This window comes from Gilvimarinus chinensis DSM 19667, from assembly GCF_000377745.1.
GTDB classification, from domain to species: domain Bacteria; phylum Pseudomonadota; class Gammaproteobacteria; order Pseudomonadales; family Cellvibrionaceae; genus Gilvimarinus; species Gilvimarinus chinensis.
This window is the reverse complement of record NZ_KB898707.1, coordinates 467257-486579: the sequence shown is the minus strand read 5'-3', so window position 1 is coordinate 486579 and position 19323 is coordinate 467257. Positions and strand designations below refer to the sequence as shown.

At 51.8% G+C, this 19323-nt stretch carries 18 protein-coding genes; 1 reads left to right on the top strand and 17 read right to left on the bottom strand.

The annotated features are described in order from the left end of the window. Positions 1-39: 39 nt before the first annotated feature. Positions 40-843: a putative RNA methyltransferase gene (locus D568_RS0108205; RefSeq protein WP_020209112.1), complete on the bottom strand. Its 804-nt coding sequence runs from the start codon at positions 841-843 to the stop codon at positions 40-42. Positions 844-924: 81 nt separating this feature from the next. Between D568_RS0108205 and D568_RS0108200 the strand changes: the two genes are divergently transcribed. Further along, complete coding sequence (locus D568_RS0108200; protein ID WP_020209111.1) at positions 925-2055, top strand: CvpA family protein; 1131 nt, start codon at positions 925-927, stop codon at positions 2053-2055. Between the two features lie 80 nt (positions 2056-2135). Here the strand turns inward: D568_RS0108200 and D568_RS0108195 are convergent, their stop codons facing one another. The 16 genes from D568_RS0108195 to D568_RS0108120 form a co-directional block, all read right to left on the bottom strand. Next, positions 2136-3116 carry a malate dehydrogenase gene (locus tag D568_RS0108195; RefSeq protein ID WP_020209110.1) on the bottom strand — a complete coding sequence of 327 codons (981 nt, stop codon included), beginning with the start codon at positions 3114-3116 and terminating at the stop codon, positions 2136-2138. A gap of 421 nt (positions 3117-3537) precedes the next feature. Next, on the bottom strand, positions 3538-4437 hold the full coding sequence (locus tag D568_RS0108190; RefSeq protein ID WP_020209109.1) for an NAD(P)/FAD-dependent oxidoreductase: 900 nt from the start codon (positions 4435-4437) through the stop codon (positions 3538-3540). A gap of 39 nt (positions 4438-4476) precedes the next feature. Further along, the gene (locus D568_RS0108185) at positions 4477-4938 is read right to left on the bottom strand and encodes an Rrf2 family transcriptional regulator (protein ID WP_020209108.1); all 462 of its coding nucleotides are present in this window, start codon (positions 4936-4938) and stop codon (positions 4477-4479) included. Further along, positions 4935-5519 (bottom strand): class I SAM-dependent methyltransferase, encoded by a 585-nt coding sequence (locus D568_RS19735; RefSeq protein ID WP_020209107.1) that lies wholly within the window; start codon positions 5517-5519, stop codon positions 4935-4937. The genes D568_RS0108185 and D568_RS19735 overlap by 4 nt, the downstream gene beginning before the upstream one ends. 179 nt (positions 5520-5698) lie before the next feature. Next, a complete protein-coding gene (gene yghU, locus D568_RS0108175; RefSeq protein ID WP_020209106.1) occupies positions 5699-6553 on the bottom strand; it encodes a glutathione-dependent disulfide-bond oxidoreductase in 855 nt (284 codons plus the stop codon). A 79-nt stretch (positions 6554-6632) separates the two neighbouring features. Next, entirely contained in the window at positions 6633-7340 is a 708-nt protein-coding gene (locus D568_RS0108170; protein WP_020209105.1) for a hypothetical protein, read from the bottom strand. Positions 7341-7471: 131 nt separating this feature from the next. Then, complete coding sequence (locus D568_RS22255) at positions 7472-7852, bottom strand: glycoside hydrolase family 9 protein (protein ID WP_157497760.1); 381 nt, start codon at positions 7850-7852, stop codon at positions 7472-7474. 23 nt (positions 7853-7875) lie between these two features. Continuing rightward, on the bottom strand, positions 7876-8145 hold the full coding sequence (locus D568_RS0108160) for a hypothetical protein (RefSeq protein WP_020209103.1): 270 nt from the start codon (positions 8143-8145) through the stop codon (positions 7876-7878). A gap of 230 nt (positions 8146-8375) precedes the next feature. Beyond that, entirely contained in the window at positions 8376-9572 is a 1197-nt protein-coding gene (locus D568_RS0108155; protein WP_026286916.1) for a multidrug effflux MFS transporter, read from the bottom strand. A gap of 145 nt (positions 9573-9717) precedes the next feature. After that, the gene (locus D568_RS0108150) at positions 9718-10581 is read right to left on the bottom strand and encodes an SDR family oxidoreductase (RefSeq protein WP_020209101.1); all 864 of its coding nucleotides are present in this window, start codon (positions 10579-10581) and stop codon (positions 9718-9720) included. 13 nt (positions 10582-10594) lie between these two features. Further along, positions 10595-11068, bottom strand: a complete 474-nt coding sequence (locus tag D568_RS0108145) for a hemerythrin domain-containing protein (protein WP_020209100.1) — start codon at positions 11066-11068, stop codon at positions 10595-10597. A 196-nt stretch (positions 11069-11264) separates the two neighbouring features. After that, positions 11265-12257: a cupin-like domain-containing protein gene (locus D568_RS0108140; RefSeq protein WP_020209098.1), complete on the bottom strand. Its 993-nt coding sequence runs from the start codon at positions 12255-12257 to the stop codon at positions 11265-11267. A 65-nt stretch (positions 12258-12322) separates the two neighbouring features. Then, positions 12323-13456 (bottom strand): Wadjet anti-phage system protein JetD domain-containing protein, encoded by a 1134-nt coding sequence (locus D568_RS0108135; protein WP_020209097.1) that lies wholly within the window; start codon positions 13454-13456, stop codon positions 12323-12325. Then, complete coding sequence (locus tag D568_RS0108130) at positions 13456-17109, bottom strand: ATP-binding protein (protein ID WP_020209096.1); 3654 nt, start codon at positions 17107-17109, stop codon at positions 13456-13458. Before D568_RS0108130 ends, D568_RS0108135 begins: the two co-directional genes overlap by 1 nt. Continuing rightward, on the bottom strand, positions 17109-17792 hold the full coding sequence (locus D568_RS0108125; protein ID WP_020209095.1) for a DUF4194 domain-containing protein: 684 nt from the start codon (positions 17790-17792) through the stop codon (positions 17109-17111). Before D568_RS0108125 ends, D568_RS0108130 begins: the two co-directional genes overlap by 1 nt. After that, complete coding sequence (locus tag D568_RS0108120) at positions 17789-19234, bottom strand: Wadjet anti-phage system protein JetA family protein (protein WP_020209094.1); 1446 nt, start codon at positions 19232-19234, stop codon at positions 17789-17791. Before D568_RS0108120 ends, D568_RS0108125 begins: the two co-directional genes overlap by 4 nt. Positions 19235-19323 lie beyond the last annotated feature (89 nt).

Sequence of the window (19323 nt, the reverse complement as noted above, 5' to 3'; positions counted from 1 at the left end):
ACCTAGAAATGAATTAAAAATACAGTAGCCTGCCTGGTCTCACGTTGCCAGCCGTCTGTAAACCCGGATTTGAATATCCGCGGTATCGTGCAAACCGCCTTGACTTAAAAGGCGCTGCTGCTGGGCCGGGTTGGTACTCCAATAATGCGGTGTCATGCATAATAGATTATGAACTTGCTCACTGCTCTCAAGCGCGATGGGAAATTGGATAGACCTATCGGCCAGGGGTTCGAATGACGGCAGATATTCCGTTTGCTTCGTCTTTTCGTAGGGGCGTACGTATTCGTACAAGCCGGCGCGCAGTTTCGGTAGGTGGTTATCTCCCGGGCCGATAAAAATTACCACCCCGTCATGTCGCAACACGCGATGAAACTCACCATTATCTACGCGACAAAATACGGATAACACCCCATCGAAATAACCTTGTTCATAGGGCAAATCATTGACACTGCCGATACACCACGCGATACGCTTATCTCTTTTGCAAGCGGCTGAAATCCCCTCTTTCGATATATCAAGCCCCGCCATACTGATCCCACTTCGCGCCAATTCATTGGTGTAGTAGCCCTCACCACAGCCAGCATCCAACATTCGTTCAACACCATATTCACCAGCAAGCTTTACAATAGCTTCGGCCAGTGGCTGATAGTGTCCTGCGGACAAAAATGCCTGGCGGGCCTGAATCATCATTTTACTGTCGCCTGGGCTTTTGGATTTCATTTTGTGGGACAGTAGCAGATTAACGTAGCCTTTTTTGGCAATATCAAAGCTGTGGTTATTGGTACACATCCAGCTTGAAGTCTGCTGTGTTAACGAGGTTTTGCAAACCGGACACAAATACATAGGTTTCCTTAGTCTTGGGTAGAGCCTGTGCGGTAGTATATTATTTCGCCTCAGTCATCGATAACAAATAAGGGTCCAACAATGGCCACAACCACCATCGTCTTTCTTGCCATTACCGCTTTTTTTGCTGTACGCGGCTATTTTAATGGATTTTGGGGATCACTTTCGCGCAGCCTGAGCTTTGTAGGCGCTTACGCCGCCGCGTTTTACTTCAGCAAAGACGCCGCCGCCCTCATAAAAGCCAATACGGATATCGACGGTATTGCGGCTTATCTGGCAGGAGGTATCGCCCTCTTTGTTCTCAGCATGGTAGGACTGCGGCTATTATTCTGGCTTTTATCTCACATGGTTCCCGGCGGGGGCGACAAGCCTGGCACAGGGTCTCGATTTGCGGGCCTGATTATTGGGGGCATTATCGGCGGTTTTATTGGTCTTTTGTTGGTTTACACACTGGACGTCTATGACTCGGCTAAAGACTTAAAAGCCAACCATAACCAAGCTGACCACACAGCCACCGAAGGCTCGGTAGTACCTGCGCAGCAAATTAACCCCGTCAGTAAAGCCGCCAAGCTCACCGTTAGTAAATCAGCCGGTGCCATAATGGCGTTATCCGGCGTAAGTGATAACAGCGTACAGCTCGGAGAAGCCTTTATTGCCGACCCGGTGCAAAACGTGGATCGTATTAACCGCGTTACCAATAACCCGGACCTGCAAAAGCTGTTACAGGACAGACGCACACAGCAGCTGTTAAAAAAAGGCGATGTGGATGAACTTATGAAAGTCCCAGAATTTCGCCGCCTGATGAACGACCCGGATATGAAGCATTTAATGGCCGCATCGGGGCTTGATGTAAACAACAAAGACAGCGCCCGCGAAACAGCGCGCAAAGTCTCGCTCGGCTATCAGCGAGTGCAAATGATGAAAGACGACCCTCGGGTAGAGGAAATTCTCAACGACCCGGAGTTCCAACAACAGATGCAATCGGATAATAAATTAGCGCTGATCACCAACCCAAAGCTTAACCAGTTGGCTGAAATTATTTTTGTTGAAGGCGCTGATAATTTATCCAGCCTCGAAAAAGACAGCCAAATTAACATTCGTGAAATGCGATCGGGGGAGGACGCTAGTCTCAACGAGGACAATGAAAACACCATTTATCGCTACACCGACGACAATGGCAATGTGCGCTATTCTGATCGCCCGGTGGAATAATTGAGTCTTTAGCTCATTGCAGAGCATAAAAAAACCCGCGTTAAACGCGGGTTTTTTTATGCTTGAGAAGGCGATTAGCTTTACGGCAGCAAGTGTGCAACCGCGTCGCGCTCTTCTTTCAACTCTTGCTCGGTGGCCTGCATGCGGGCTTTCGAGAAATCGTTGGTTTCTACGCCCTGCACAATTTCCCAATCGCCGTTTTTGCACACGCAAGGGAAAGAGTAAATCAGACCTTCTTCGATGCCATAGCTGCCATCGCTGTAGATACCCATGCTCACCCAGTCACCCTCGGCACTGCCCAGGGCCCAGTCGCGCATATGATCAATGGCGGCATTGGCGGCTGAAGCGGCAGAAGACGCACCGCGCGCTTTAATAATAGCGGCGCCGCGCTGCTGAACAGTAGGGATAAAGTCGTTTTCGTACCACGCCTGATCAATCAGACCCATGGCATCAGCACCGTCAACGGTAGCATTGTGGATGTCCGGGTACTGAGTGGCCGAGTGGTTACCCCACACCACCAGGTTCTTGATGTCAGAAATGGTTTTGCCCGCTTTCTGAGCCAGTTGAGTCAGGGCGCGGTTGTGGTCCAGACGCATCATAGCGGTGAACTGGCGAGGGTTAATGTCCGGCGCGTTGCGCTGGGCAATCAGGGCGTTGGTGTTGGCAGGGTTGCCCACTACCAGCACTTTAACGTCGCGCGAAGCGTGATCGTTAATGGCTTTACCCTGAACGGAGAAGATTTCAGCGTTGGCTGACAACAGATCTTTACGCTCCATGCCAGGGCCACGCGGACGTGCGCCTACCAACAGGGCGTAATCGGTGTCTTTAAAGGCCACATTGGGGTCGTCGGTGCAAACCATACCGGCCAGCAGCGGGAAAGCGCAGTCGTCCAGCTCCATGGCGACACCTTTAAGCGCTTCCAGAGCGGGAGTGATTTCCAGCAGTTGCAGAATTACAGGCTGGTCTTCACCCAGCATGGCGCCAGAGGCGATGCGGAACAGAAGTGAATAGCTGATTTGACCAGCGGCGCCGGTAACGGTAACTCGAACGGGTGCTTTCACGATAGATCTCCGTAGTATGCAGGTGGCCGCGGGATGGCCGCTGCCCGCCTGTTATTAGGTTAGAACCGGTACTGTGAATTGACAGACCCGCCTCTGCCCCACTTCCCAAAGCGCGGTCGGCTCCGGTATCGGCAAAGGCTGAGCGTGCGGGATAAATCCGCAGCCCGGCGACGGGCGAGTATTATAGGCTATTGAGAAAAAATTTCATCTATTGGCGAACGTCAAAGGGTTGGAGGCAATGTGTTGTCCGAGATCCCTTCAGCCCGGCCGTCCACATCGTTTTGTTTGCGCTATACCTGCCGTTTGTAAATTACCGCCTCATCAAGCCTTAAAATAGAATTCTGATAGCGTAAGGCTATCAACCTAAAGCGACGACGCACGCCCCTGCCTGCTAAAACGTCAACACCACGAGACGTGGATTTTACGCCTTCGCCAAAGGCTCAAACAGTAAGGATCGATGAGCCGATAAGCCCGCTGTAGCGCCATCGGCAATCGCAAAGGTTACATTGCCGGCGGCACGAGCATTGTCTCCGCAAGCATACAGATGCTTCACACTGGTTTGCTTCATTTCATCCGTCCAAAGCACCGGACCAATAGGGCTTTGTTCCATTTCGCACCCCAGAGTGTCCAGCCAAGGCTGCGATATTGAAATCTGTGAGGCAACAAATAAACCCGCCAGCTGATGTTGCACACCACTGTCCATGTTAACCGTCAAATCTTCTCCGCTAAGAGAAGCAACACGCCCAGGCTCTATACGAACACCGCGTTGTTCCAATTGCGCGAGTTGCTCATCGCTCGGTACAAACGTCTCGTTTAAAAATAATACCGTAGGACCCCAATCGGGCAACATAAGCGCCTGATGCATAGCCATATCGTTTGTGGCCAGCACACCGACTTCCCCTCCTTGCAGTTCGTACCCGTGACAATAGGGGCAGTGAAAAACCGATTGTCCCCACCGCTCCAGCAAACCTGGAACCTCTGGCAATTGATCACGAACGCCGGTGGCGACAATTAAACGCGCGCCATGCAGGGTTTGCCGCTTGTGTGTTTTTACTTCAAAGCCTGATGTGTTTTTGATAACGCCTGTGGCCGAATCATCCACCCAGTTTAAGGTTGGGTACGCAAGTAGCTGGCGTTTCGCCTCGGCGGCAATTTCTCCGGGCGGTTTGCCGTCCAGCGCCAGAACACCGTGGGCATGACTAGCAAAGCGGTTTCGCCTTACCCCGGCATCTATAATGGCTACTTTTCTTCTCGCTCGCAGTAAGGGCATAGCAGCGGCCATTCCGGCGTAGCTACCACCAATGATAATAACATCGTACATACAGCCTCCCCGGTACTGTGAGCACCGTAAAATGTCAGACTAATGAGTCTTTAATTTGCCATTACGGCACTCGTGCCAGCGACGCAATTGCGGTTGTATTTGCCGCTGAATATCCGCTAACGAAACATTTTTAAAACGCTCCAGCAACAGCAACTCAGCGGCTTGCAAGCTGTCTCCCATAACGTCATTAACCGCTTTTTCCACCAAGCAGCCAGAGTTTTCATCGCGGTGCCCGATGGCAAAAATACGCGGCGCTTCAAGAGCGTCGTAAACATCGAAGAAAGTAATTTGCTGCAACTCTATAACCAAGCGCCAACCACCTCCGGGCCCTTTTTCAGAGCTGACCCAGCCCCGTTTGCGCAGCGCCCCCAGTAACCGGCGTACCACAACCGGGTTGGTATTCATCAACTTCGCCAGCGCGTCCGATGGCATCGGCTCGGCAAACTCGGCCATGTGCAGCAACATGTGCAGCACGCCCGACAGGCGCGAATCTGTTTTCATACGCTACCCGTTTTCTGAAACACTAAAAAATATTGCAACGGCAAAAACGTAAACTGTTCGCTAAAAAGAAAGCCCGCTTCTTGCAGCTCTTGAATAACTTGAGTCTCTGCCACTCGCGCTTTACCAGCGTCAACATCTTCTTGCCGGTAAAACCTATCGATAACGACCAACCTACCGCCGTTGTGCAACTGCGAGTAAATACGAGAAAAGTATTCTGTTCGTTGCGTGATGTGATGATAGGCATCCACGGTAAACACCATATCCACTGGGCCAAAGTCACCACCGCCATTGGGGGCAATGGTCTGCACCTCCATGTTCGTTAGCTTCTCGCGCTGTAAGCGCTGCTCAAGCGCTTGAACCATGGCGGGCGCCGCATCTAACGCAACTACCCGGCCCTTGGGTAAATGCTTCGCCAAAAGCACCGAAAAATAGCCCGTTCCGGCCCCCAGATCAGCCACCGCCGAATAGTCCGGCAGTTGCAACGCGGCCAAAACCTCTGAGGGTTTTTGCCAAAGCGCACGATCTTCTGGCTCTAACCGAGCCAACATGTGTTCTGCGTTTGCAAAGTGATGATGTGACATAAGCGCTCTCGTGACAGGATAAGTATGCTCTTCTCTAAATTGTAACTATTAAAATTACAATATGTCACGAAAAAAATTTGGCCACCTGCTTGTGCAGACTCTCAGACGCTTAAAATATCAGAACGGCAAAACCGAAGGCAGTGCGCCCAAGTGCTCATACGGCACTTGGGCAGTAGGTTTTATTTTTTACCCAAAACGGCGTCTATATCCGCAGCACTGTGGCGTTCGGGCAATTGCTCCCACGCTTCGCCCCAGGTGCGATTCACTATTCTGCCCCGCTGCACGGCGGGGCGATTCAACACAGCCTTGGCCCAGCGCTGTACATGCGTATAACTGTCCACATCCAGAAATTCAGCGGCGTCGTACAGCTCGCCCAGTACTAAGTTGCCGTACCAGGGCCAGGTGGCAATATCCGCGATGCTGTAGTCTTTACCACCCAAAAACTCGTTGCTCTGCAATCGCTGATTCAGCAAATCCAGCTGGCGCTTGGTTTCCATGGTAAAACGATTGATGGGGTACTCGAAAGGTTCGGGTGCGTAAGCGTAAAAATGACCAAAGCCACCGCCCAAGTAAGGCGCAGCGCCCTGTAACCAAAACAACCAATTGAGCGCTTCCGTGCGCGCCGCCACATCTTGCGGCAAAAAGTGCTGAAATTTTTCGGACAAGTAAAGCAAGATAGCGCCAGACTCGAATACGCGCACCGAATCAGCAGAGGAATAATCAAGCAAAGCCGGTATTTTGGAGTTGGGGTTAACCCCCACAAAGCCGGAAGAGAACTGATCGCCCTCGCCGATATTAATCAAGTGGGCGTCGTACTCGGCACCCTGCTCACCCAACGCCAGTAGCTCTTCGAGCATAATCGCAACTTTTTGCCCGTTGGGTGTGGCCAGCGAATACAACTGTAAAGGATGCTCACCCCGGGGCAGGTCACGCTCGAAGGTGGCGCCCGCCACAGGGCGATTTAATTTAGCCCAGGTACCGCCGTTTTCACCGTCTTGCGCCCACACTTTTGGGGGAACGTAAGTATCAGACATTGAAACCTCTCATGTTTAATGGACTATTAAGAGGTTACATTGGGCTGCATTACGTCACTTCAAGCAGCCCTTACTAAAGTTAAGGCTTCTGATAGAGGTCTACATAGGCCTTATGCCGTTTCTTGATCTCGTTATACTCTTCAATTAACCCCAACGATTCTGCCATCTGTAACAGCTCGTACACACTTTGGCTGTAACTTTTATCGGTATGAAAACGATCCCCCTTTATACGACCGGTGCGCACATGGCTTAAATCCAACTCTCGTCGGTGGCGGGCCTGCTCGTAGGCGTAGATTGGATCGGTAAGGTACTTATAAATGAGCTGATATTCCTGCTGAGCAAACAGCTCGTCTTTTACCGCGATATACAAGCTGTCTGCCTGCTCGGGATACCTTTCATCAATGGCGCGAAACACTTCCACAGTGGCACCCTGCTCACCTAAAAGCTCGTTAAATGCCGAATACTCCATCATCGTATCAAAGTCGCCACTACCGGATAACAGCGTCGATTCATGCTCCTCGATACGGTTTCTAAGTGCCTCCATCGCAGGCGGATACACTTCGGCCAACTCGGCCCAATCCCCCAATGCAAATGACAACCTCACCCCAAACTGATCATCGGCATCGCGCGATACGTCAAAGTATTTCTGCTGTAAGGCAAATGCTTGAGCGTATTCCTTTTGCTCTATAAGGCTGCGAACTTTTTGCAGATCGTACTCAACTTGCTCTGCGTGAACAAACGCTGAAAGCGTCATACCCGCCCATAAAACGCACGTTTGAATTTTCATAACTCCTCCTTGGGTACACGTCCATAAGTACAGTTTAAACCTGTCTAACATTTCGACAGCGCGCCGCGAAAACACTGACAATAACGCTTTAAGTCACAACGAACGCTGCCAGCTTTACAAACCTTACCAACCTAATTCACAAATTTAGATAACAGGCGAATATACGCTACCTGATACCCATTGGAATTTTCAATGACTTCCCAGGAATTAACAGGCCAATCAGTATTAAAATCTGTGTAAGATTTCATTGGCGGTTGATGGTGCGGCGGTGATGGCGGCGCCATACCACAGCGATTGTTGTTGTCACTGCCGCCACAGCTGTTCGGGCAGCATGCATCCCAGTTGTATTGTGGGTGTGGCCCACCCACCACATATCCGGGTGCTGGCCCATAACTTGAACGACTCACTGAATCCCAATTTGGGCTGCCGTCGCTAAACCAACGATGGTAGAAACTGTCCACCGAATCTTCTGCGCCAAACCTCCCCATATTGGAAAGATACACCTTGCCCATCGGGTTGGTACCGTGCAAATAATTCAGGTAGCCGAGTGCGGCCTCTCAATGTCCTCACGGCTCTTATCACCGATACCAAAGGTATAGTGGTGATAAAAAGTGGCCGCTTTTACCGCCATGGTGCTGCTACTACCCCAAGTGAAATTATTATCTCCAAGGTACGCTCGGTAAGCGTCAGTTTTATGACTAACCGCCGCCCAGTTTTCCACGCTTTGCATCGCCTGCACGTAGCCATTGTTAATACTGGCAGCCGTTTGCTCATTGGCCGTTGGCAGGCTTGCATAATACAGCAAGGTGTTCAGTAACTCTTCATTCCATGGGCTACCGTATTGTTCATTATTATTAGCCAGCCATGCCAGCCGAAACCGGTTTCATGGTAAAGATGGCGCGATAGACGCATAAGTTTAAGCTACACGCACCAAGGCAGCAGTGATTTAAAAACCGACCTATGAGCACTAACCCAGAAAGCTATTTTGAATAGGACGGCCCAGAAGAAAGCGGCAACCTAAAAAGAAAAGAGGTTTTATGAGGTGCGGTTAAAAAACACCGAACGCCACATAAAAAACTGTGCCACCAAGCCGCATCCCAGCATAGCCAAAATAACCGCTGGCAATGAGTGGGGTAAAAAGCCGGATAACGCGCTGAGCACCCCCGCCCCACCAAACTGGCAAGCACCCAAAAGCGCAGCGGCGGTGCCACTGTTTTTGGGAAAGTGTTCCATATAGCACGCTTGGATATTGGGTGAGAGCGCACCATGGGCACCGATGGTGATCATCATCGCCGGCAAAAATACCCACACCGGCCATTGCATCAGAGTCGCCAGCAACAGCAGCACCAGCCCTATACCCTGTAAGCCAGTAGCCATGCGCAAAATATGCAGCGAACTGAAACAACGGGCCAACAAAGCGCGATTGATCAGATTGCAGCAAAACATAGCCACAATATTAGCCGCGAACAGTAGCCCAAAAGCGTCGGCCGACTGCCCGAAATGATCTTGATAAATAAACGAGCTGTGGGTGATAAACAGCATCATCACCGAAAATGCGCCAACCTGCCAAAAAATATAAGGCATTGCCTGATGAGTTTTAAACACCGCCAAGTAGGGCTTGAGTAAACCACCTTTGGGGTGGGCAACCGTTACCGTGCCCGGCATCTGACTGAAGACCACGGCGTATAAAACAGGAATCAGCAGCACCGCGTACGCCGCCATAAACACAAAGATGCCCATCCACGGCCCGATTTTCAGCAGTAAGCTGCCGATGGTAGGCGCGATACCGGGGGCAACGACCATCACCAAACCCATCAACGAGAAAAGCTTGGCGGCCTCTTGCCCGCTTATGCGATCGCGCACCATGGCCGGTACCGATACCAGCACCCATCCGGCCCCAACCGCTTGCAGTGCTCTACCCGCCAAAAAGTGCGGCAACGTATGCAATGTGGCCAACAACATACTGGCAAAGGCAAAAATAACCAGGCCACTGACCAATATTCGTTTGCGCCCCCAGCGATCCGATAGGGGGCCTCCGATCAGTTGGCCTGCGGCCAGCGCAAAAATATACACCGATACGCTGACCGCTACGGCTTGAGAAGACACACCAAGGTCAGTGGCTATAGCAGGAAAGGCAGGTAAATAGGTATCCAGCGAAAAAGGCCCGAGCATCATGGTCGCTGCAAACGTCAGGATCAATGCCGGGGTTATGGTGGATGTACGCTGGCTCATAAGGTTTTAAAATCAGGCAAAAATGAAACGTAAGTGTAGCGGTTATTGCCACACTCACACCCGGCTTCACCTAACTTTGCAAGATAACCATAAGCCTCGGCTCAGGCCGCTTACTCAAACACAGCCGCCAGAAAGCAAGCTCTCCTTACCCGCCGATAACCGTACCACCGTTAGGGTGTAGTACTTGCCCGGTCATATAGCTTGCATCATCAGAGGCGAGAAAAATATAGCTAGGAGCCACTTCATCAGGTTGTCCCGGCCTTCCCATAGGAGAGCTCTGACCAAAGTCTTCTACCTCACTGGCAGAAAAAGAAGCGGGTATTAAAGGCGTCCAAATAGGGCCAGGAGCCACAGCATTAACACGGATTTTTTTGTCTACAAGGTTACCGGACAATGAGCGAGTCAAGGCCACTATGGCCCCTTTAGTGGCAGCATAGTCCAGCAAAACCGGTTTACCGCGATACGCCACGACCGAGGCAGAATTAATAATGGCACTACCTTCGGGCATATAATTCAGCGCATTCTGGATAAGAAAAAACGTACCCAATATATTAGTATCGAAGGTGCGGCGTAACTGCGCCTCGGAAATATCCGCTATGCTGTCACAAACGTGCTGCTCGGCCGCATTATTCACCAGTATGTCAATTCGCCCGAATTCTTCAGCCACCGTCTGCACAGCCAGTTTACAGAAGCCCGAGTCTCCGACATCACCTTTAATCGCTAAAGCACGTTGCCCCTCGGCACGAATACAGTCTACGGTTTTAGCGGCGTCATCATCTTCATCGTAATAGATGAAAGCAACATCAGCGCCCTCTTTAGCAAAACCGATTGCCACGGCGCGACCGATACCACTGTCACCGCCACTTACCAGGGCCACCTTACTCTTCAGTTTTTCAGCGGCCCGATAATGCGTCATAAATGATTCGGGTTCTGGGTGCATGTCTGACTCAACACCCGGTTGATGACTTTGGTGCTGCGGTGGTAAACCTGATTCATTCTGAAGTGCCATGGTCAACCTCCTGTTAGGCTAAATGCTCTCGCTTTGCAATGGATTGCTCGGCAACTTGGTAGAGTTTTTCCTGACGCATATTTTCTTCCATTTCCTCGGCGACGTTGTGATTAACCACTTTCTTTGCATCCGAGAAAATATCACTCTCTTCCTCGTCAATATGATGTTCCAGCGCTTCTTTCAAAGATTGGAACTTCTGAAACCAAGCGGCACCCACAAGCTCACTGCTGGTCAACTCTTCTAACATGGCCTCTGCTTCTTGATGCTCTTCTTGGCCATGCTCGACTTCTTCTTGAACATCGGCAGCCGCTTTAAGCGGATCATAAAACACTTTCTCTTCTGCTTTACTGTGCACAACAACGGTTGCTTTTAACCGGTTAAATAGCTCGCTGCGCTCTGCCGTCTCTTCAGGCCCTAAGGCATCAATTTCACCGAGTAAATGTTTAATCTTTTGGTGATCTTCTTTGAGATAAGCGTAAATAGACATGGTTTCCTCCATAACGTGTATTGACGCTTGGAGGAATGCAGAGGCTATGCCAACCGATAGTTCTGCGAGAGCGATGGCGCTGCCGGCCAATAACCCCGGTAAACACGGCACAGCTAACAAATCATTGAGTGCGCTTCTGGATTCAAAAGGACGGGGCGTGGAGTAAATAAAAACCGTTAATTGTAGTATTTACACACTAATGCTTGCTCAAGGCTGCAATTAAGGACTGTTTTAAACGGCGCAGCGTTTCTCTGGGAAAAGCGTGCATGATTCCGCGGCGATTTTCGGGCAAATGCGAACCAGGCTTGCCGTTTTTCTCAAACACATAATAATCGAACTGCGAGCGCCAGGCTTCACGCTGATCTTCTGGAAGCGTGCGCAAAGCCATCATGGTGTAAAACAGCGCGTTGCGCGGATCGCCATAAATAGGGTCTGGGGCGCCCCACCAATAATTGACCAGCACATTCAGGTCATCCAATGCCCGCACATGATGCCACCACAAATAGGGGATATAGAGCGCATCTCCAGGCTCCAAATCGGCCACAAACGCATGCTCCAGAGCCGTGCGAAAATTCGGGTAGCGCTGATAGTCCGGGTTATCAAAATCCACCATGCTGACTACGGCACCGGCCGGTGTCATTTCAAAAGGCCCCGGGTACAAATTCGCTACCTGATCAGGCGCGAATAAAGTAAACCGGCGCCGTCCCGCCACACAGCAAGCGATATTCTCAGAGGCGTCATAATGCGCAGCCACGGTGGCTCGCCCACCGATCCATATACGCGGAGCGACTTCAGGCGCAAGCAAAGGCATTACATTTTCACGCTCAAGGCCTGATAGTTGATCGGCCACTGCAATGGATTGGATTGCCATAGTGGGCGCAGAGTTAAGCCTTGCATGAGAGAGAATGTAGTCCAGAGCACCGGACAACTGAACCTGAGCCGGACGGCAATTTAAACCGGACATATCCGCACTATAAAAGATTCGTCCCTGGTTTGACGCCGGGCCCTGCATAGCGGTTACCGGCGTACCTCGATCAAATTTCAGTAAATACTCACAAAACGCCTGTTGCCCACTGCGATAAGACTGTACCAGCGGCCAGTGGTTGACCAAACCGCGAATAATCAACGGTTCTTTCAGCTCGCGCAGTTCGTCACGGTTTAAATGGCTTACTTCAGCGACTGTTTGCATAACTGGCCTTTGCGTTAATGGTGTTATTTATCTTGCGGTTGATATTAGTCACGAGCCTATCAAATTTATAGCGCCAAAGTATTTGTCGACACTATTTCCTGGTCGATAAACGCTTGGGCACGACGTAGCGCGGGCAGCAGACTGTAATCGGCAAAATCACAACCGGTCAGCTCGGGGTCTTGCTGCAAGCTAACGCGACTGGTATGTCCATCACCGTTTAGCAGCCGCTCCAGCATGGGTTGATAACCGGGCTGCCAGGCTCGGGCATCGGTAAATGACTGGCGAATGGCTTTAAGAATTGACATACCGGCATAGTCCAAGTCGCCCCAGAAAAATACGGGTATCTGTTGCTCTGCGCTAAACCAATAGCGCTCGAATACGGACAGCGCCTGGCTTGAGTTTTGTGAACTGTCCGAGGCTAAATAACTGAATACCACATTACCTGGTTCGCGCATGCGCGTACTGCTGCCGCGAAAGCCAGCGCTGTACACAATGGCACTATCCTTGGGCCGACGTTCACTTAAACTGACAAATGTATCCTGGTTTTCTACTAGTAACACAGACTTGAAATCAGTAGGAACGTACACGGTCAGCAACAAAGGGCGTGGCAAAATATTGTGCGCAAGCCTAGGGTACAGCTCCGTAATCAACGCCTCTGAGCGATCGAGCGCTTTTGAATCACCGTTGAAGCATCGCGCCGACAAGGCTCTTAAAGTAATCGGCTCTTGCAGCTCGGCAGGAATTTTCGCCAAGGAACGCAGGGTTTGCTCAGCGCTCAAGTTCGGTAAACGCACCATTCGTTGCGACAGGGTTTGCGTATCAAAGCCTTTTTCCGCGAGTCGCTCCAGTTCGTGCTGCCACACCAGCGCGTAAGGGTCTAGTGCTGGGCGATTTAACCACTGGCGCACCAGCTCTTCACGCTCGGGTAAAAATACCAGCTGCGCCCCTTCGTACAACTCCTGATAAGGCTTGACCCGCGCCTTTTTTACCGTGATCAGGTGATAGTCTTTATCCAGACTTTCTACTAGCGCCCACAGGTACTGCACATCTTCATCAAACGCGTACAGCTCGGGGGCAGTTTTGCGATTCACTTTTAGTACGGGTTTCACGCCCCGTTCCAACTTGTCGACCAAGCGGTGCAGTAGGCGTTGAATCAGCGGTTCTTCCTCAAGCCATGTAGGGGCGGGCTGCGGTGTCATTACGCCTGACCTTCAAACTCTTCCATAAAATCCAGCATCGCTTGATGGCGTACCGTTTTACGATGATTCTTCCACAACTCGCGAATTTTTTCTTGGTTGCACGCTTTTCGGTCCACCAAAACCCGGGTATTAAGCTCGCCCACCGGTTGCGCAGTGGGGCATTTACTGAAGACAAACTGGTTGGAAATTAAATCCATAAACGGGCCAGATTTACTGCTGGGCATAATGAACAGCAGTTGCAAGCCGAGCGTTTCGGTTAAGTAATGAATGACCTCGCGGGAACGGTTTTCGTCCATTTTCGAAAAAGCTTCATCCACCAGTACCATACGCAGGTGATTGTCGCCCTCATTAAAACGAAACGCTGAAGTTACCGCCGCCGAACGAATGATATAGGCCGGCGTTTCCAACTGACCACCGGAGCCGGTACCGTACTGGCTAAGCGCAATAGCGGCTTTGCCTTCTGGCTCTTTGTAAATTTCGTAGTAACGATAATTGCGATAGTCGCTGATACGGGCCAGCTCGCGCAATGCCACTTGCTCATCTTTATCCAGCAACATGGCCAGCATCGTATCGCGCACCTGACAAGCCTTGGGTGATAACTCGGCGTCAAACAAGCTGGTGCCGTCGCCCAGGTTGGGCACCGCAATCACCTCGTTAAAAAAACGCCAGTACTCTTTAAATTCTGGCACCCAGTCATAGCCAAAGTAAAAGCGCTCGCGGTCGGCACCAAAGCGATGATGCTCAAGCTCTTTGTTCAGGTCGTTTAAAATGCGCTCGCCGTCTTTAATGGCTTGATAAATAGAGTGACAAAGGTTCGTAACAAAAGCCGTATTAAAGCTGTCTTTAAGCTCGGCCAGCTGCTCATGTTTATCCACCAGCACATTATTCTTGAGCCGGTTATGCAAGGCGCTGATTTCTTCTCCCATGGCAAGAACGCGACGAAAGCACTCAATACCATGAGCTTCACCGATTCCCGTGTCGTAAACAATGGCGTCTTGCTTATGGCAGTGCTGGTTATGCTGCAAGATCGCGGTGTGCAACAGCCGCTCATGATTTTCCAGCTGCTGCTTCAGGCTTTCCAGATCGTCCGCAAAGGTAAAGCTGTCTGCCGCCTGTTCGGCGCGCACAGCGGCCTGTTCAATGGCCGCATCCACATCAAATTCCGGGTAATGGTCCGCCATTAAATACACAGCTTGTTCGGCGTCGTCTTGTGATTCGGCCAGCGCATCCTGAGCATCCGCCAGCTGACTTACCTGGCGGCTTATGCTGCGCTCGCGCTCTTTGAGTTTGCCGGCGCCTTCTACCAAGTTTCTGTGGCGGGTTTCTTCTTCCAGATACACTTGCTTGAGCTGCGCCAACTCTTCTTCAAGCTCGTTAAAATCACTTAAATCCAACTGCGCCAGTGCGGTTTCTGCTTTTTGAATGGCGCGATGGCACTCCATCATCGCGGCGATGGCCTCGCCACAAGCCACGGGTTGAATGGTATCCACCAGTTCTTGAATTCGCGCCAGTTGCTGGTATTGCTGCTCGCTGTCATTGGCCTCGTGCAGCAGCTGCTCGCATTCGCGCTCTTTTGCTTTAAGCGCGCGCTCACGTGCGCCCTGCCCAAACACTAACTCGCTATCGTCCAGGTCACAGCGCCACATACTGTAGTTACCGCTCCCGAGTCCTTCGGGGGTAATACCGCGAGCGGTGGTGCGCAGTGCTTCGGCGTCGTCCACGCGCAACACATTCCCATAAGAGGCTTTGACATAGTACTCGGCGGTTTTGTGGCTGAACGCCATCACCTCGGTAATAGAACCCGCAGGCGATGTCAAACGCTCGGCATCACGACGGGCCTTTTCACCTTGAATCACGCGCGCTTTATTACGCCGCCCACCGGGCAAGGCGCGCACAATACGCATGGCTTCAGCTTCGGCTTCAGGCGCGACCAAAATCGAAAACCGCGCGCCGCCCAAATAGCCCTCAATGGCCATTTGCCAGTGGGCGTCTCGCACATCAACATAATCACACAGCACGCAGGGTTCGGCGCCGGGCAGTGCCTGGGCGATGGCTTGTAATGCCGCCGTGACATAGGGCGGGTAGTTCACTTTGTGCCCTTGCAGCAACTGAATCTCTTTTTGCTTTTGTTTCAGTTTGCCGTTTAACTCCTGGCGCTTGCGATCAGCCGCGCTGAAATGTTGTGCGATTTGATCGCGCAGGCTCAGCCCGTGTTGCGATTGATCTTTGTTATGCCAGGTATCGGCCCACTGCAGGTGGACTGACTCTGCGCCTTTGATCTGCGCCACATCATTTTCCAGGCGCTCTATGCCCACCCAGTCTTTGTTCACTAACTGGCCCAGATCCACCTCCACCTGATCGGCCGTGGCCATGACTTTCTGGCCTAGCTGGCGCAGGGCTTTGCCGTCCAGCTCGGGAATGCTTGCGCCCAATGAACACTGATTAAGCTGCTGCAATAATTCACTGCTGGCGCGCACGTTGCGCTGTAACTGCAGGCTTTGTTCGTGCACAGGACGCGCCCGCCCAGCCAACTCGCGGGTACTATCGGCAATGCTCTGTTCCAATTCATCTTTGGTTTTCAGCGCACCTATGCCCTGGCGTTTCGCCTCCAGCGACACTTGCGCCTCATGAGTCTGGCGGCGGCGCTCTTCGCTTTCGCGCTGGGCGAGTTCGTTTTCATGCAACTGATCTTGTACAGATTTTTGCTCGGCTTTCGCGGCGAGGTAACCCCGCTGATTCACCTTGGCCAACCGCGTCGCTTCGCTGTACTCCGCCAACTGGCGCTCAGCCCAGGTACTCACGTAGCGGTCAGCGTGTTGGCGCGCGCCTTCAAGGGTGGTGATAGCCTCATGCAGGGCGCGGGTGTCAGATTCCATTTGATGAATGGTTTTCATTAAGTCCGACACATTGCGGATGGCATCCCCCAAATCCCGCGGCTCGAGAATTTCACGCGCGACAAAATCCGTAATGCTTTTCACCGGTTTGTAGGCCATAAAATTGGCAAAGGTTCGCGCTGCGTGTTTGGCCTCGCGATCCGACACCGCATCTTTGCGGCCGCGCAGGGCACCGTATAAACGCCTAAGGTAAGCCCCTTTTTTATCGTACTGTTCTACTGCCGAACTGCCGTATTGCTTTTTAAGCAAGGTCACAATGTCGGTAATGGGTACCACATGCTTGCCATCTTTATAAGCTTTCACAAAGTGCGACAGGCTTAGTTGCTCGCCGGGCAAAATTAAAAACAGCAGTTCATCCTGGCGCGCTTGCTTTTGACTCCCGGCGGTATCAAGGTGGGCGCGCACACACATCACGGCGGTAAAAGGCTCGCCGCTTTCACCTTGGGTGGGGTGGAAAATACCGGCCACGTAACCGTCTACGGTATAGGGGCGCGCGTAGCTGCCATCGTCGCAACCGAGCACATACGAGGCCAGTGTGCGCACTTGCTTGCCACCGCGACCGCGCTGAGTGGTTTCGTCCTGCCCCGGATTGTAGTTAAAAAGGTTTTCGTGAGCCGCAGTCATTAATGTTTGAATGGCGTCCGCCGCGGTGGTTTTACCCGAGCCATTACCGCCAGAGAATAAATTGATGGGGCCAAAATCAAACTCAAGCTGGGGGATATTGCCCCAGTTAACGAAAATACCACGCTTGAGAAACATCAGGCACTCTCCTCGGCTGCACTCTCACCGGTACCAGCCGTTGGCGCCGTGTCGGTATTCATCAGACTTTGTAACACTCCATCGCTGACAAAACTGGTAATAGAGGGCTGAATACTGAGCCAGCTTTCGTCGCTGTCCAGCTCTTCTTCTACGTGGTATTGGATCAATCTCAGCTGTTTTAAGCGACGAAACAGCTGCTTGCGCTCACCCAGGCCTTCGGGCAGGTTGCGCTTAAGCAGATTGTTCATGGCAATTGCCAGCCCCTCTAGCGACAGCATGGCACGACCTTTTTCATCCACCTGCCCTTCGCGCAGACTTTTTTGGTACTCGGCGCGCAACACTAAAATGACGGCCACTTCCTGCTGGCTGGGGCGCACCCGAAAGCCAGCATTGAAAGGGCTGTTGTCGTCATCGGCAACGCCGGGAATTTCAGCGCCCGGCGGAAAAATTCGCACAAACGCAAATTGTCTGTCGTGCTGAATACGTACCCCGATAAGGTTTAAATACTCTTCCACCAAACCTTGGCATTGCAGGTAGCGGTCATAAAGCTGCGCCTCGGTTTGGCTTTCGTCGCGACTTAACACGCCGTAATCGAGCAAGCGAATCAACAGCTCGGAAAATTCGTGTCGGCTTATGTTAGTAGTCGCTAAGGCGTCGTTAATGGATTCTTCAAAAGTGCTCATTCAGTTTCTTCAAACAGCGAAATTAAAAATTCGTCGGCGGTATTAAAATAATCGGTTTGCAATTGCTGACCGGTGGGCTCAACACAAAAGCGCTGTGTGCTGGATAAATTATTGTGCGATGCCACTTCAATGGCGTGGGCCATGGCCAGTAAATCCCGTGCGCTATCGATGGGTAAATGCCGGGTAGAAACCTGGCGCCCTGATCGCAATGCGCTTTCTACGTAATGCCGAAGACCTGTGTTGTCGATGGTAAACGCCTGATCCAACATCTGCTGAATCAGTAGCTCGCGTTCGGCTTGTGGATCTAACGGAGGCTGCTCGGTAACGGCGGTGGTCACCAGGGCCGCTCGCTTACGCTCTTGCAGCCGCACCTGACTCGGGTCAATCAGTTGCACACGCATAGGCGCCATAGCCTCAGCCGCGCGTTCAAGCTTGGCGCTTTGTTCGGCGGCGGGCAGCTCTGCCAACTGCTGACACACATCCAGTAAATCGTTATTGCTCTGACTGTTTAAATACGTCAGCTGGCGAATAATGATATCGGCGCGTTTGGTAAAGCTGTGCAGCGCGCGGCGCAGGGCTGGCAACATGATTTCGGCGGCATTGCCCATGCGCCTCTCGATGGTGTCGAGTATGGTCCAAAGAACCGATTGCGCAGGTCGCGCCAACTCGGGAATAAAACGGCGCAGCTCGCGTTCAATACTGGCTTTTTCCTGTTTGGGTTTGCGGCGGATTTTGGTAATGGCTTTGCCGATTTGATCGCGGTGTTTCTCAACACTGTCGGCGGATAACCGCACCGCCACATCCGGCTGAAAGCGCTGCTCCATAAATTCAAAAAATTGATCGGTGGCCTGTTGCACCAACTGCTGCGATTCCACTTCGCGCACCAGCTCGCGTTTGCGCTCTTCAAGCTCGGAAATCACATCGGTAAAGTCGGTGACAATACGCTCGGAATATTCAAACGCGTCCAGTAAATCGTGCACTTCGCCGCGGCTGTTAAACGCTTCAAGAGCATTTAAGGTGTTGCGAGTATTGCGATGCCGGGTGCGAATACGTGCGGTGTCTGACTCCACAAGCGGTTGAGTAAATAACCGCCCCAAGCGGGTAAACGGATACGTGGATTGCAAGGTGGCAGTATCGACCTGCTTTTCCAGCCAGCCCGACTCAAGCAACTGTTTCATAATCCACAGAGCCTGCTCGCGCAGCGATTTAAAGCGCTGGGGCGAGTCGTCATCCGCCTGGCTGGCATCGTCTGCCAAAGTAGGCGCACGGGTCAGCGCTTCTTCCAGAATTTCCAGCAACTGGTCACGCGACAGTGAGTGGCCATAGTCGGCGTTTGAGCCATATAAACGCGTGTACAACAAGCTTAAGCACTGAGCCACTTGTTCGCGGTATTTGCTGGTTAAGGGCTTAAAAAAGTCCTGGCGCTCTGGGGTGAAAAACATCGGTTTCTTGTGGTTGATTTTTGATCGGCTACCGATACCCGGCAGGCGCCTATTGTGCTACCGGCGCGTGACCTATGCAAACAAAACTG

Excerpts from the sequence above, each read along its gene's own strand:
- D568_RS0108205 (WP_020209112.1), bottom strand. The coding sequence starts at position 843 with ATGTATTTGTGTCCGGTTTGCAAAACCTCGTTAACACAGCAGACTTCA.
- D568_RS0108200 (WP_020209111.1), top strand. The coding sequence starts at position 925 with ATGGCCACAACCACCATCGTCTTTCTTGCCATTACCGCTTTTTTTGCT.
- D568_RS0108190 (WP_020209109.1), bottom strand. The coding sequence starts at position 4,437 with ATGTACGATGTTATTATCATTGGTGGTAGCTACGCCGGAATGGCCGCT.
- D568_RS0108185 (WP_020209108.1), bottom strand. The coding sequence starts at position 4,938 with ATGAAAACAGATTCGCGCCTGTCGGGCGTGCTGCACATGTTGCTGCAC.
- D568_RS19735 (WP_020209107.1), bottom strand. The coding sequence starts at position 5,519 with ATGTCACATCATCACTTTGCAAACGCAGAACACATGTTGGCTCGGTTA.
- yghU (WP_020209106.1), bottom strand. The coding sequence starts at position 6,553 with ATGTCTGATACTTACGTTCCCCCAAAAGTGTGGGCGCAAGACGGTGAA.
- D568_RS0108170 (WP_020209105.1), bottom strand. The coding sequence starts at position 7,340 with ATGAAAATTCAAACGTGCGTTTTATGGGCGGGTATGACGCTTTCAGCG.
- D568_RS22255 (WP_157497760.1), bottom strand. The coding sequence starts at position 7,852 with ATGGGCAAGGTGTATCTTTCCAATATGGGGAGGTTTGGCGCAGAAGAT.
- D568_RS0108155 (WP_026286916.1), bottom strand. The coding sequence starts at position 9,572 with ATGAGCCAGCGTACATCCACCATAACCCCGGCATTGATCCTGACGTTT.
- D568_RS0108150 (WP_020209101.1), bottom strand. The coding sequence starts at position 10,581 with ATGGCACTTCAGAATGAATCAGGTTTACCACCGCAGCACCAAAGTCAT.
- D568_RS0108145 (WP_020209100.1), bottom strand. The coding sequence starts at position 11,068 with ATGTCTATTTACGCTTATCTCAAAGAAGATCACCAAAAGATTAAACAT.
- D568_RS0108140 (WP_020209098.1), bottom strand. The coding sequence starts at position 12,257 with ATGCAAACAGTCGCTGAAGTAAGCCATTTAAACCGTGACGAACTGCGC.
- D568_RS0108135 (WP_020209097.1), bottom strand. The coding sequence starts at position 13,456 with ATGACACCGCAGCCCGCCCCTACATGGCTTGAGGAAGAACCGCTGATT.
- D568_RS0108130 (WP_020209096.1), bottom strand. The coding sequence starts at position 17,109 with ATGTTTCTCAAGCGTGGTATTTTCGTTAACTGGGGCAATATCCCCCAG.
- D568_RS0108125 (WP_020209095.1), bottom strand. The coding sequence starts at position 17,792 with ATGAGCACTTTTGAAGAATCCATTAACGACGCCTTAGCGACTACTAAC.
- D568_RS0108120 (WP_020209094.1), bottom strand. The coding sequence starts at position 19,234 with ATGTTTTTCACCCCAGAGCGCCAGGACTTTTTTAAGCCCTTAACCAGC.